A 12,457-nucleotide genomic window follows, 5' to 3' on the forward strand; every position below is an offset into this window, starting at 1 on the left:
TTCCGCTCTCGCGTTTGGTACGGTTTGCTATAATATCGCCCACAGCTTACCGGCTGGGTTTATACCGGGGGTTGGCTCTTTGCTGGTAGTACTGCCGGCAAACAAATCATTTAGCGAGGATATGATGACTGAGAAATACCGCCATACCAAAGGCACTATTAACGACAATGCCATCGCGGCACTTTTGCACGATCCGCTGTTTCGCCAGCGCCGTGAGAAAAATGTGAAGGGTAAGGGCAGCTATTGTCGTAAAGGCAAAAACGCTAAGGCCCAAAACTGGGAGGCCAGTGGTAACGTCATCAAGCGTAACGTTACCACTGGCTTTCTGGTTTGCGGCGCATTCCTTATTGAACGTTGCCAGCACCGGAAGTCTGTCTAGCCTGACCCGCTATAACTCACCGCTTTGTTTTGCGCGCTTTAAACAGCACTGACTGGAATCACGTCCTAAAGCGTCGGCGGCTGCTGTGGTGGCAGCGAGGTGGAGGAGGTGGAGACCGACTGGTTCTGTTGCTTGAGCAGATCGCGGATTTCAGTCAACAGCGTTTCTTCAGCGCTCGGTTTCGGCGGCGCCGCCGGGGCTTCTTCATGCTTGCGATGCAGCCTGTTAATCAGCTTGATAACACAAAACACCGCCAGGGCGACGATCAGGAAATCGAAGACATTCTGCAGGAAAATACCGTATTGCAATACCACGGCCGGCGTATCGCCCTGCGCGGGTTTCAGCACCCACCCGAACGAGCGGAAATCCACCCCGCCAATCAATAAACCCAGCGGCGGCATTATGACGTTGGCCACCAGGGACGTGACGATTTTACCGAAGGCGGCACCAATTATTACCCCGACTGCCAGGTCCACAACATTGCCGCGCATGGCGAATTTTCTGAATTCCTGCAGGAAACTCATAGGCTTGCTCCTTCTTGGTTAATGACAAATTAAGTCTAACAAAGGATGCTGTTTTTACCAGAATCTTTAACAATTTGTGGCAATTGGGTGTGCCGGTGCGCCGGCATTTTATAAAAAGAACGGGCTGGGCTGGAATAAACGCTCGACGTCGGTAATGAATTTTTTATCGGTCAGGAACATAATTACATGGTCGCCCTGCTGGATACGGCAGTTTTTATTAGCGATGATGACATCGTCGCCCCGGACGATGGCGCCGATAATAGTGCCGGGCGGCAATTTGATGGCATCAATGGTGCGTCCCACCACTTTTGACGTGCTTTCATCACCATGGGCGATAGCCTCGATGGCCTCGGCGACGCCGCGGCGCAAGGAGGACACGCTGACGATATCCGCCTTGCGCACATGGCCCAGCAATGCCGATATGGTGGCCTGCTGCGGCGAAATAGCGATATCAATCACGCTGCCCTGCACCAGATCCACATAGGCGCGGCGTTGAATCAACACCAGGACCTTTTTAGCGCCCATGCGTTTGGCCAGCATCGCCGACATAATATTGGCTTCGTCATCGTTGGTAATGGCGATGAAGACATCGATTTGCTCGATATGCTCTTCGGCCAGCAGTTCCTGATCGGAGGCGTCGCCAAAAAATACAATGGTGTCATGCAGCAGCTCCGCCAGCTCCGCCGCCCGCTGCTGGTCGCGTTCGATAAGCTTGACGCTGTAATCTTTTTCCAGTCGCTGCGCCAGCCCCGCGCCGATATTGCCGCCGCCGACAATCATGATGCGTTTATAGGGTTTTTCCAGGCGCTGCAGCTCGCTCATTACCGCCCGGATATGGGGCGATGCGGCGACAAAAAACACTTCGTCGCCGGCCTCGATCACCGTCGATCCCTGCGGGCGGATAGGGCGATCCTGGCGGAACACGGCGGCCACGCGGGTATCGATATGCGGCATATGTTCGCGTAGGGAGGACAGGGCATTGCCCACCAGCGGCCCGCCGTAATAGGCTTTTACCGCGGCGATGCTGACTTTCCCCTGGGCAAAATTCACCACCTGCAGCGCCCCGGGGTATTCGATCAGTTTATAAATATTGTCGATCACCAATTGTTCGGGGGAAATAAGATGATCGATGGGCACCGCCTCGGGCGAAAACAGCTTGGCGGCTTCGCGGATATAATCGGCCGAACGGATGCGTGCAATACGATTGGGCGTTTTGAATAACGTATAGGCAATCTGGCAGGCGATCATATTGGTTTCATCGGAATTGGTCACCGCCACCAGCATGTCGGCATCCTCCGCGCCGGCTTCACGCAATACCCGTGGATGCGAGGCATGGCCCTGGATGGCGCGAAGATCGAATTTATCCTGTAATTGGCGTAGCTGGGCCGGGTTGGTATCGACGATGGTGATATCGTTGTTTTCGCCCACCAGGTTTTCAGCCAGGGTGCCGCCCACCTGTCCCGCCCCAAGGATTATTATTTTCATAGTCGGTTCTTCATGCCCATTCTGTGCGGGTCAATATGCCCGGTGCGTCACTCTTTATCATCTTAGCGTAAAAGAAGCCGTCACCGTCATCTGCGGCGGGAAAACATTGCCGGCCAGGGTGGTCGGCATCGCCGGTTTCAACCAAAACGGCGTCGGCGTGGCTTGCCAGGAAGGCGCCGATTTGTTCGCTGTTCTCTTCGGGCAGTACTGAGCAGGTCGCGTAAAGCAGCGTGCCGCCGGGTTTAAGCAACGGCCAGATCGCAGTGAGGATCTGCCGCTGCAATGCCGCGAGCTCCCCGATATCACGATCGCGCCGTAGCCACTTGATATCCGGATGGCGGCGGATCACGCCGGTGGCGGAGCAGGGAGCGTCAAGCAGTATGCGGTCCCAGGTCCGATCCTGGTTCCATTCGCCAGGGCGGGTGCCGTCGCCCACCAGCACCTGGGCCCGCTGTCCCAGGCGCTGCAGGTTTTCCTCGATACGCGCCAGACGCAGGGGGTCGATATCCACCGCCGTGACACGGGCGTCGGGGGCCAGCTCAAGGATATGGGTGGTCTTGCCGCCGGGCGCGGCGCACAGATCCAGAATATCCTCTCCCGCCTGCGGCGCCAATAGCAGCGCGCAGCCCTGAGCCGACGCGTCCTGCACCGTTACCCAACCCTGTGCAAAGCCGGGCAGCCGGCCGACATTGCAGGCAACGTCCAGTTTAACCGCCTCAGGCAGGCTTGGATGGGCGCTGGCGGCAATGCCCTCCTGCGCCAGCAGGGCGAGATACGCCGCGCGGCTGTGATGCAGCCGGTTAACCCGCAGCCACATCGGCGGCCGTTGGTTATTGGCCTCGATAATGGCCTGCCAGTGAGCGGGATATGCCTGCTGGAGACGTTTTACCAGCCAGGACGGGTGGAGGAAACGGCTTTCCTCTTGCGCGGACGCGGCCAGCAATGCCTCCTGCTGACGCTGGAACTGACGCAGCACGCCGTTCACCAGGCCCTTCAACTGCGGCGTTTTCAGCACTACCGCGCCTTCCACCGTCTCGGCCAGCGCGGCATGGGGCGGGATGCGGGTATAGAGAAGTTGGTAAATGCCGACCATCAGCAGATAGTGCACCGGCCGCTGTTTACCGGTCAGCGGTTTTGCCATCAACTGCCTGATTATCCATTCCAGCTGCGGCAGGGTACGTAAAATGCCAAAGCACAATTCCTGCAGCAGCGCGCGGTCCTTATCGGCCAGAGGACTTTGCAGCATCGGTAGCAGCTGGCTCAGAGACTGGCCGTGATCCAGCACTTGGGACACCGCCTTTGCTGTAATGGCGCGGAGGTTATATCGTTTATTCATAGTTGACCGAAGGAAAGTGAAGGTGGCCGCAATTAAACCGCCCGCGCCATTGCTGGCATTGCCGGGCGGTAGCCGGGAGGCATCAATCCAGGATGGCGCCGGGGGTAAACCACTCACGGCGGGAATTCAGTAAATCCTGCGCCGCCATGGGCTTTTTCCCCGCAGGCTGGAGCAGCGTCAAATTGAGCGCGCCGCTGGACGTCGCGACCTGAATGCCGTTTTTATCGGCTTGTAGAATCGTGCCGGGGGCGGACTGGGCCGGTAAATCCAATGCCGCCGCCTGCCAGACTTTAATGGTCTGGCCGCCGACGGTAAAAAAGCTTATCGGCCAGGGGTTAAAGGCACGCACGCAGCGCGCAAGCATAGCGGCCGGGCATGACCAGTCCAGGCGCGCTTCTTCTTTGCTCAGCTTTTCGGCGTAGGTTACCAGGCTCTCATCCTGCTTTACCGGCGCCAGGGTGCCGGCGGCGCTGCGCGCCAGGGTATCGAGCAGCGCCCGCGGACCGATTGCAGCCAGTTTTTCATACAGGCTGGCGCTGGTGTCCCCCGGCTCTATGTCGCAGGCTGATTGATACAGCATATCGCCCGTATCCAGGCCCGCGTCCATTTGCATGATGGTGACGCCGGTGACGCTGTCGCCCGCCCACAGGGCGCGTTGAATCGGCGCCGCGCCGCGCCAGCGCGGCAATAACGAACCATGGACGTTCAGGCAGCCCAGGCGCGGCATATCCAGCACCGCCTGGGGCAGTATCAGTCCGTAGGCCACCACCACCATGATGTCGGCCCCAAGCTCCGCCACCAGGCGCTGGCTGTCCGCGGGGCGCAGGGATTTGGGCTGGTATACCGGCAACAGGTGCTGTTGCGCCAGAATTTTTACCGGACTGGCCGTAAGCCTGTTGCCCCGGCCCGCCGGGCGGTCGGGCTGGGTAAAGACGCCCACCACCCGATGCGCGGAATCGAGCAGCGCCTGGAGATGGCGCGCGGCGAAATCCGGCGTACCGGCAAAGATGACACGTAAAGAATCGGACACGTTAATTCCTGTATGGCGACGGTTATTTTTCGGCGCGGGCGTTGATTTTGGCCAGTTTTTCCATTTTCTGGCGGATGCGCTGGCGCTTTAGCGGCGAGAGGTAATCAACGAACAGTTTGCCGACCAGATGGTCCATTTCATGCTGGATGCAAATGGCCAATAGCCCGTCCGCCTCCAGCTCGAACGGCTTGCCGTCGCGATCGAGCGCGCGCACCGTAACCTTCTCCGCGCGGGGTACGAAACCGCGCTGATCGGGTATGGACAAACAGCCTTCCTCGATGCCGGTTTCACCGCTTTTGGCAATCAGTTCGGGATTGATAAATACGTGGCGCTCGTTGTGGTCTTCCGACACATCGATCACGATAATCCGCTGATGTATATCCACCTGGGTCGCGGCCAGGCCGATGCCCTCTTCTGCGTACATGGTTTCAAACATATCATCCACGATACGCCGAACAGCGTCGTTAACTTCTTTTACCGGTTTCGCAATAGTGCGAAGCCGCTCGTCGGGGTAATGTAACACCTGCAATACTGGCATATGAGTCTATATCTGTGTCCGATTATGAAAACGATTCTGTCTCTTATTCTAGACATTTCCCGCCCTGATTGACAGCATCCGCAAGCAAATGTCACGACATACGCCGGCAAAAGGCGCGGGGGAACCATGACTGAACTGGAAATGTGGCTGCGCATGGCGGCGGTAAAAGGCGTTAACGGCGCCAAAGTGCAGCGTTGCCTGTCACAATTGCCCCTTCCCGGCGATTTTAGCCCGCAACCGCTCCTTTACGCCTGTCTCACCCCCGGCCAGCGTCAACGCTTCCTGCAATATCCCGCCGGTGACATTGAGGCCGCCCTGCGCTGGCTGGAGCATCCGCTGCATCATTTTGTGCCCTTTACCGATCCCGGCTACCCCGATGCGCTCAGGTCCCTCGCCTGTCCGCCGCCGGCGCTATTTATCATCGGCGACCCCGCCTGCCTGGCCTCCCCGCAGTTGGCCATGGTCGGCAGCCGGGTATGCAGCCGCTACGGCGAGCAGTGGGGCACGTTCTTTGCCGCCGATCTGGCGCGGTGCGGCCTGACCATCACCAGCGGGCTGGCGCTCGGCATTGACGGGATATGCCATCGCTCGGCGCTGGACGCGCAGGGCAAAACCATCGCGGTACTGGGCAGCGGCCTGCAGAACATTTATCCGTCGCGGCACCGGGGGCTTGCCGGGCGCATCGTGGCGCAGGGCGGCGCGCTGGTATCCGAGCTGGCATTAGACGCCCCGCCCCTGGCGGCGCATTTCCCCTACCGCAACCGGATTATCAGCGGGCTGAGCCAGGCGGTGCTGGTGGTGGAGGCCGCCGCCCGCAGCGGTTCGCTGATTACCGCCCGTTACGCCCTCGATCAGGGCAAGGATGTCTATGCCTTGCCCGGTCCGCTGGGCAACGCGGCGAGCGCCGGCACTCATTGGCTTATCCAACAAGGCGCTTACCTGGTAACCCAGCCGAAGGAGATTATTGAACAGCTCGGCGGCGGCCTGCATTGGCTGCCTTTGCCGCCGCCGGAAATTATTTCTGCGCCAGAATGCGAACTTGAATTGCCATTTGCCGAGGTGTTGGCTAACGTAGGAGATGAGGTTACACCTGTTGACGTCGTCGCTGAACGTGCCGGCCGGTCTGTACCAGAGGTAGTGTCAAAGCTATTGCAACTGGAGTTAGCAGGCTGGATCGCAGTTGTACCCGGCGGCTATGTCCGTTTAAGGAGGGCAGGCCATGTTCGACGTTCTAATGTACTTGTTTGAAACATACATCCACAATGAAGTGGAAATGCGGGTCGATCAGGACAAGTTAACCGACGATCTCACCCGCGCGGGTTTTCATCAGGACGATATCTACAATGCGCTCAACTGGCTGGAGAAGTTGGCCGATCTGCAGGACGGACAGGGCAAATCCTTCGCCATGGGCGGTGATCCGCTGGCATTACGCATTTACACGGATGAAGAGAGTCAGTTCCTGGATACGGAATGCCGCGGATTTTTATTGTTTCTGGAACAGATTCAGGTGTTAAACCTTGAAACGCGTGAAATGGTGATCGATCGCGTCATGGCACTGGATGCCGTCGAGTTCGATCTGGAAGATCTTAAATGGGTAATCCTGATGGTGCTGTTTAATATCCCCGGATATGAAAATGCCTATCAGCAGATGGAAGATCTTGTATTCGAAGAAGATGAGAGCCGTCTGCACTAGAGAATCACTGACGATATATCCCTATGGCAAAAGCTGCGCTCTTTAACGCAAGGCAAACCGAACTCTGCCCTGAATGCGGGGCAGAGCTCGTGATTCGTTCCGGGCAGCATGGACCCTTTCTCGGATGTTCCCAGTATCCGCGCTGCGCTTATATTAAATCGCTTAAACAGCAGGCTGACGGCCATATCGTCACGGTGCTTGAGGGGCAGTCATGCCCGGTGTGCCAGGGCAGCCTGGTGCTGCGCCAGGGCCGCTACGGCATGTTTATCGGCTGTGGCAATTATCCTGACTGTGATTATATTGCCGCCATGGACCAGCCGGATGAAACCGCCTTCAGTTGCCCCGAATGCAAAACGGGCAAACTGGTACAACGCACTTCCCGGTTTGGCAAAATCTTTTATGCGTGCGACCAGTATCCCCACTGCCGGTTTGTGCTTAATTTCAAACCGGTGGCGGGTGAATGCGAATTTTGCCATTTTCCGCTGCTATATGAAAAAAACACCGCGCGCGGGCCCCGGCTTTTTTGTGCCGATAAGCGCTGCGCCAAGCCGGTATCGATAAAAGAAAATGATGAAAAATAATCAACCGCCGGCATTGGCCGGACTGGTGGACACGCTGCGGCAAGGGCGCATCGTCGCTTACCCCACCGAAGCGGTTTTCGGCCTGGGATGCGATCCGGATAACGAGTCGGCGGTCCAGGCGCTGCTGGCCCTTAAGCAGCGCCCCTGGACCAAAGGCCTGATTCTCATTGCCGCCAATTATCAACAGCTATTGCCTTATATCGACGAGACCGCGCTTACCCCGCAGCAGCGGGAGCGTGTCTTTGCCCGCTGGCCGGGGCCGGTGACCTGGGTGATGCCCGCCCGTCCGGAAACGCCGCGCTGGCTAACCGGCCGGTTTTCCACCCTGGCGGTACGGGTTACCGCCTATGAGCCGGTGCGGCGCCTTTGCCTGGCGTTCGGCAAACCGCTGGTTTCAACCAGCGCCAATGTCACCGGCCAACCGCCTGGCCGCACGCCCGCCGAGGTTCGCCAGCAGTTGGGCGATAACTTTCCCGTGATGGAAGACCGGGTGGAAGGGCGGCTTAACCCTTCGGAAATTCGCGATGCATTAACCGGCAGCCTTATCCGGCAGGGTTAATCAGGAGAACCGCTTATGGATACTTACGCCGTTTTCGGCAATCCGATACACCACAGCAAATCGCCCCATATCCATGCGCTGTTTGCCGCGCAAACCGGTATCGTCCATCCGTACGGGCGGGTGTTGGCCCCGGAGGATGCGTTTGAGCAAACCCTGCGCGATTTTTTTGCCGCCGGCGGCGAAGGCGCCAATATCACCATGCCTTTCAAAGAACGGGCGTTTGCGCTATGCGATCAGTTAACCGAACGGGCTTCTCAGGCAGGCGCGGTCAATACGGTTAAAAAACAGCAGGACGGTACGTTGCTTGGGGATAATACCGATGGCATCGGCCTGCTGGCGGATTTGCAGCGCCTGGGGCTGATAACCCATGACAGCCGGATTTTGCTTATTGGCGCGGGCGGCGCGGCGCGCGGGGTCATCCTGCCGTTGCTCTCTTTTGGCTGCGCGATAGTACTCACCAATCGCACCTTCAAACGGGCGCAGGAACTGGTGTCCTTCTATCACCATGCCGGCGAAATCAGCGCGCGGCCGCTGGATGAATTGGCCGCACCGGATTTCGATCTGGTGATTAATGCCACCACCTCCGGCATCCATGGCGAGATCCCGTCACTGGCAACAACGCTGATTGCCCCGGAGGTTCGCTGCTACGATATGTATTACCAGCGCGGACTGACGCCGTTTTTGCGCTGGTGCGCCGTGCAGGGTGCCGGGCATAGCGCCGATGGCCTGGGAATGCTGGTGGGCCAGGCGGCTTATTCGTTTATGCTGTGGCATGGGGTGATGCCCGATATCGCACCGGTACTGGAACAGTTGCGCAGCGAGCTGTCTGTCTGAAACGGCGAATTCGCCTGCCCTTTGCCGCCGCCGGGCAGGCGGTGTTATCCGCTATCCGGTCTGCTCGGTGGCGCCGGCGGCTATTTTTCCTGGGCCAGGTACTGATCCTTCCAGCGCACATAATTATTGGCTGAATAGAGCAGGCCCGCTATTTCCGCGGGCGTAAGCGCCCTGACCCTGCGAGCCGGGCTGCCGAGATACAGATAGCCGCTTTCCAGCCTTTTGCCCGGCGACACCAGACTTCCCGCACCTATCATGACGTCATCTTCCACCACCACCCCGTCCAGCAGGATAGACCCCATGCCGACCAGGACGCGATTGCCAATGGTGCAGCCGTGCAGCATAGCCTTATGCCCCACGGTAACATCCTCGCCGATAAGTAGCGGATTGCCCGCCGGATTATGTTCTGATCTATGGGTGACATGCAGCACCGTGCCGTCCTGGATATTGGTGCGGGCTCCGATGATAATATTGTTGACGTCGCCGCGCATGGCAACCAGCGGCCAGATGCTGACGTCATCCGCCAGGGTGATCTCACCGATCACCACGCTTGAGGGATCGATCATCACCCGTTGACCCAGGATCGGAAACCGCTCCTGGAAGGGGCGCAATGATTTTGACAATTCCGACATGTTTCTACCTTTCCATCGATCTGTTTTTATCGACTGTATCGCCGTAACGGCATAGATATCAACACTGGAGATCCGGAAAAATCCCCTTTTTGGGGAAGCGATCGCTCAAGATCGGGGCATAAGGGATGAAAAATAGACAGTTGGCAAGAAAAGATCAAAAAACGCTTGTGCAATATATCCGGATCCCTATAATGCGCCTCCATCGACCGGCACCGTGCAGCACATCGCGGGGTAGCGGAAACGAGTCATCAGAAGACAGGCCGAACGGGCTTGACACTGAAAGAGGAAAGCGTAATATACGCCACCTCGCGCCAGACTGATTACAGCGGCGCACTGCTCTTTAACAATTTATCAGACAATCTGTGTGGGCACTCACAAGACCGTATCGAAACACAAAAATACCAAGTCTTGAAGAGTGAACAAACAGTTAATTCATAAGATTAACAGTATGACAATCTTTGAGCATCAAGCTTTTAATTGAAGAGTTTGATCATGGCTCAGATTGAACGCTGGCGGCAGGCCTAACACATGCAAGTCGAGCGGCAGCGGAAAGTAGCTTGCTACTTTGCCGGCGAGCGGCGGACGGGTGAGTAATGTCTGGGGATCTGCCTGATGGTGGGGGATAACTACTGGAAACGGTAGCTAATACCGCATAACGTCGCAAGACCAAAGTGGGGGACCTTCGGGCCTCACGCCATCGGATGAACCCAGATGGGATTAGCTAGTAGGTGAGGTAATGGCTCACCTAGGCGACGATCCCTAGCTGGTCTGAGAGGATGACCAGCCACACTGGAACTGAGACACGGTCCAGACTCCTACGGGAGGCAGCAGTGGGGAATATTGCACAATGGGCGCAAGCCTGATGCAGCCATGCCGCGTGTGTGAAGAAGGCCTTCGGGTTGTAAAGCACTTTCAGCGGGGAGGAAGGCGATAAGGTTAATAACCTTGTCGATTGACGTTACCCGCAGAAGAAGCACCGGCTAACTCCGTGCCAGCAGCCGCGGTAATACGGAGGGTGCGAGCGTTAATCGGAATTACTGGGCGTAAAGCGTACGCAGGCGGTCTGTTAAGTCAGATGTGAAATCCCCGGGCTTAACCCGGGAACTGCATTTGAAACTGGCAGGCTAGAGTCTCGTAGAGGGGGGTAGAATTCCAGGTGTAGCGGTGAAATGCGTAGAGATCTGGAGGAATACCGGTGGCGAAGGCGGCCCCCTGGACGAAGACTGACGCTCAGGTACGAAAGCGTGGGGAGCAAACAGGATTAGATACCCTGGTAGTCCACGCTGTAAACGATGTCGATTTGAAGGTTGTGGCCTTGAGCCGTGGCTTTCGGAGCTAACGCGTTAAATCGACCGCCTGGGGAGTACGGCCGCAAGGTTAAAACTCAAATGAATTGACGGGGGCCCGCACAAGCGGTGGAGCATGTGGTTTAATTCGATGCAACGCGAAGAACCTTACCTACTCTTGACATCCAGAGAAGACTTCAGAGATGAGGTTGTGCCTTCGGGAACTCTGAGACAGGTGCTGCATGGCTGTCGTCAGCTCGTGTTGTGAAATGTTGGGTTAAGTCCCGCAACGAGCGCAACCCTTATCCTTTGTTGCCAGCGAGTAATGTCGGGAACTCAAAGGAGACTGCCGGTGACAAACCGGAGGAAGGTGGGGATGACGTCAAGTCATCATGGCCCTTACGAGTAGGGCTACACACGTGCTACAATGGCGCATACAAAGAGAAGCGAACTCGCGAGAGTAAGCGGACCTCACAAAGTGCGTCGTAGTCCGGATTGGAGTCTGCAACTCGACTCCATGAAGTCGGAATCGCTAGTAATCGTGGATCAGAATGCCACGGTGAATACGTTCCCGGGCCTTGTACACACCGCCCGTCACACCATGGGAGTGGGTTGCAAAAGAAGTAGGTAGCTTAACCTTCGGGAGGGCGCTTACCACTTTGTGATTCATGACTGGGGTGAAGTCGTAACAAGGTAACCGTAGGGGAACCTGCGGTTGGATCACCTCCTTACCGAAATAGATACTAATTGTGTAGTGTCCACACAGATTGTCTGATAACTGTAACGAGCAAGAAAAACCTTCTATAGGCTTGTAGCTCAGGTGGTTAGAGCGCACCCCTGATAAGGGTGAGGTCGGTGGTTCGAGTCCACTCAGGCCTACCAGTTTTACTTACCCTGGTCATTTTCACCGCTGCGTGACTCATGTGCTTGCGCACACTGCGTTACTCGCGACGAAACTGTCTGCGGCTAAGCGAACTGGTCCATTCTTTACTGTGCAGGATTACGGCGCCACTCGTTTATTTCAATAAACTTCGTGACCCCACGCCTTGCCTGGAAACGAATGGGCTATCAAGTTGTTCTCCTTTCTAAATGCCATTGCTTTGTAGCTTAATTGATGCACAGCAATTTCAGTGCGGGAAAGAGTCTGGTTGATGTTAAAAGGTTAAACGACTTGGGGCTATAGCTCAGCTGGGAGAGCACCTGCTTTGCACGCAGGGGGTCAGCGGTTCGATCCCGCTTAGCTCCACCATTTCCTGATGGGATGGGTGGTAAGATTGTCTGGTTTTTCTTATTTATTTCAGAGCACACTCTTATGAGTATGCTGCGAAATACATGCTCTTTAACAATCCGGAACAAGCTGAAAATTTGAAAAAAACATGCTGAGCAAAATCAGTATGCGATTCTCTCAAAGCAAGCAAACCTAATAAGGTCGCCGTGTCGATGGTGACCTTGTTGAGGGATGAGCGAGAAAGTCCCGGCCAAGGCGCACGGCGCGCAGCCAGCGGAGTGGACTCAATGTCCATGAGCATGGCGAGCACCGCGCAACACCGGCAGGGACCTTTCGCAGCCATTCCGAAGAC

At 56.8% G+C, this 12,457-nt stretch carries 13 protein-coding genes, 2 tRNA genes and 1 rRNA gene; 9 read left to right on the plus strand and 7 right to left on the minus strand.

Annotated features, from left to right (window positions below; genetic code table 11):
* Positions 1-124 precede the first annotated feature (124 nt).
* A complete protein-coding gene (locus tag ACL2XF_RS23245) occupies positions 125-379 on the plus strand; it encodes an alternative ribosome-rescue factor A (RefSeq protein ID WP_410016714.1) in 255 nt (84 codons plus the stop codon).
* A gap of 65 nt (positions 380-444) precedes the next feature.
* On the opposite strand, the gene mscL is transcribed toward ACL2XF_RS23245, so the two are convergent.
* The 5 genes from mscL to def form a co-directional block, all read right to left on the minus strand.
* Positions 445-903 carry a large-conductance mechanosensitive channel protein MscL gene (gene mscL / locus ACL2XF_RS23250; protein WP_413727604.1) on the minus strand — a complete coding sequence of 153 codons (459 nt, stop codon included), beginning with the start codon at positions 901-903 and terminating at the stop codon, positions 445-447.
* A gap of 108 nt (positions 904-1,011) precedes the next feature.
* Complete coding sequence (trkA, locus tag ACL2XF_RS23255; RefSeq protein ID WP_413721557.1) at positions 1,012-2,388, minus strand: Trk system potassium transporter TrkA; 1,377 nt, start codon at positions 2,386-2,388, stop codon at positions 1,012-1,014.
* Between the two features lie 10 nt (positions 2,389-2,398).
* Positions 2,399-3,724: a 16S rRNA (cytosine(967)-C(5))-methyltransferase RsmB gene (gene rsmB / locus ACL2XF_RS23260; RefSeq protein WP_410013287.1), complete on the minus strand. Its 1,326-nt coding sequence runs from the start codon at positions 3,722-3,724 to the stop codon at positions 2,399-2,401.
* Between the two features lie 82 nt (positions 3,725-3,806).
* Positions 3,807-4,754 (minus strand): methionyl-tRNA formyltransferase, encoded by a 948-nt coding sequence (gene fmt / locus ACL2XF_RS23265; RefSeq protein ID WP_413727605.1) that lies wholly within the window; start codon positions 4,752-4,754, stop codon positions 3,807-3,809.
* Between the two features lie 22 nt (positions 4,755-4,776).
* Positions 4,777-5,292 (minus strand): peptide deformylase, encoded by a 516-nt coding sequence (gene def / locus ACL2XF_RS23270; RefSeq protein ID WP_410013289.1) that lies wholly within the window; start codon positions 5,290-5,292, stop codon positions 4,777-4,779.
* A 126-nt stretch (positions 5,293-5,418) separates the two neighbouring features.
* Between def and dprA the strand changes: the two genes are divergently transcribed.
* Genes dprA through aroE form a run of 5 tightly spaced genes read left to right on the plus strand, consistent with a single transcriptional unit; the run spans position 5,419 to position 8,959 of the window.
* Positions 5,419-6,540, plus strand: coding sequence for a DNA-protecting protein DprA (gene dprA, locus ACL2XF_RS23275; protein ID WP_413727606.1), 1,122 nt, complete (start codon positions 5,419-5,421; stop codon positions 6,538-6,540).
* Entirely contained in the window at positions 6,512-6,985 is a 474-nt protein-coding gene (locus tag ACL2XF_RS23280) for a DUF494 family protein (RefSeq protein ID WP_410013291.1), read from the plus strand. The genes dprA and ACL2XF_RS23280 overlap by 29 nt, the downstream gene beginning before the upstream one ends.
* Positions 6,986-7,008: 23 nt before the next feature.
* The gene (locus tag ACL2XF_RS23285) at positions 7,009-7,566 is read left to right on the plus strand and encodes a topoisomerase DNA-binding C4 zinc finger domain-containing protein (RefSeq protein ID WP_410013292.1); all 558 of its coding nucleotides are present in this window, start codon (positions 7,009-7,011) and stop codon (positions 7,564-7,566) included.
* Positions 7,556-8,125, plus strand: a complete 570-nt coding sequence (tsaC, locus tag ACL2XF_RS23290) for an L-threonylcarbamoyladenylate synthase type 1 TsaC (protein ID WP_413728850.1) — start codon at positions 7,556-7,558, stop codon at positions 8,123-8,125. The genes ACL2XF_RS23285 and tsaC overlap by 11 nt, the downstream gene beginning before the upstream one ends.
* A gap of 15 nt (positions 8,126-8,140) precedes the next feature.
* On the plus strand, positions 8,141-8,959 hold the full coding sequence (aroE, locus tag ACL2XF_RS23295; RefSeq protein WP_413727607.1) for a shikimate dehydrogenase: 819 nt from the start codon (positions 8,141-8,143) through the stop codon (positions 8,957-8,959).
* Between the two features lie 80 nt (positions 8,960-9,039).
* On the opposite strand, the gene ACL2XF_RS23300 is transcribed toward aroE, so the two are convergent.
* Positions 9,040-9,582 carry a gamma carbonic anhydrase family protein gene (locus tag ACL2XF_RS23300; RefSeq protein ID WP_413728851.1) on the minus strand — a complete coding sequence of 181 codons (543 nt, stop codon included), beginning with the start codon at positions 9,580-9,582 and terminating at the stop codon, positions 9,040-9,042.
* A gap of 483 nt (positions 9,583-10,065) precedes the next feature.
* On the opposite strand from ACL2XF_RS23300, the gene ACL2XF_RS23305 reads away from it, so the two are divergent.
* The 3 genes from ACL2XF_RS23305 to ACL2XF_RS23315 all read left to right on the plus strand — a co-directional run bounded on the left by ACL2XF_RS23305 (position 10,066) and on the right by ACL2XF_RS23315 (position 12,126).
* Positions 10,066-11,608: ribosomal RNA gene (locus tag ACL2XF_RS23305) — 16S ribosomal RNA — on the plus strand.
* Positions 11,609-11,682: 74 nt separating this feature from the next.
* Positions 11,683-11,759: transfer RNA gene (locus ACL2XF_RS23310), tRNA-Ile, on the plus strand.
* Positions 11,760-12,050: 291 nt separating this feature from the next.
* Positions 12,051-12,126: transfer RNA gene (locus ACL2XF_RS23315), tRNA-Ala, on the plus strand.
* A gap of 61 nt (positions 12,127-12,187) precedes the next feature.
* On the opposite strand, the gene ACL2XF_RS23320 is transcribed toward ACL2XF_RS23315, so the two are convergent.
* Positions 12,188-12,406, minus strand: coding sequence for a hypothetical protein (locus tag ACL2XF_RS23320; RefSeq protein WP_410013107.1), 219 nt, complete (start codon positions 12,404-12,406; stop codon positions 12,188-12,190).
* Positions 12,407-12,457: the final 51 nt, after the last annotated feature.

The organism is Sodalis sp. RH19, assembly GCF_047324215.1.
GTDB lineage: Bacteria > Pseudomonadota > Gammaproteobacteria > Enterobacterales > Enterobacteriaceae > Acerihabitans.

Bases quoted from the DNA above. Each gene is read 5' to 3' on its own strand.
- ACL2XF_RS23320 (WP_410013107.1), bottom strand. From the start codon at position 12,406: ATGCTCATGGACATTGAGTCCACTCCGCTGGCTGCGCGCCGTGCGCCT.
- rsmB (WP_410013287.1), bottom strand. From the start codon at position 3,724: ATGAATAAACGATATAACCTCCGCGCCATTACAGCAAAGGCGGTGTCC.
- tsaC (WP_413728850.1), top strand. From the start codon at position 7,556: ATGAAAAATAATCAACCGCCGGCATTGGCCGGACTGGTGGACACGCTG.
- trkA (WP_413721557.1), bottom strand. From the start codon at position 2,388: ATGAAAATAATAATCCTTGGGGCGGGACAGGTGGGCGGCACCCTGGCT.
- ACL2XF_RS23285 (WP_410013292.1), top strand. From the start codon at position 7,009: ATGGCAAAAGCTGCGCTCTTTAACGCAAGGCAAACCGAACTCTGCCCT.
- ACL2XF_RS23245 (WP_410016714.1), top strand. From the start codon at position 125: ATGACTGAGAAATACCGCCATACCAAAGGCACTATTAACGACAATGCC.
- def (WP_410013289.1), bottom strand. From the start codon at position 5,292: ATGCCAGTATTGCAGGTGTTACATTACCCCGACGAGCGGCTTCGCACT.
- dprA (WP_413727606.1), top strand. From the start codon at position 5,419: ATGACTGAACTGGAAATGTGGCTGCGCATGGCGGCGGTAAAAGGCGTT.
- aroE (WP_413727607.1), top strand. From the start codon at position 8,141: ATGGATACTTACGCCGTTTTCGGCAATCCGATACACCACAGCAAATCG.
- ACL2XF_RS23280 (WP_410013291.1), top strand. From the start codon at position 6,512: ATGTTCGACGTTCTAATGTACTTGTTTGAAACATACATCCACAATGAA.
- mscL (WP_413727604.1), bottom strand. From the start codon at position 903: ATGAGTTTCCTGCAGGAATTCAGAAAATTCGCCATGCGCGGCAATGTT.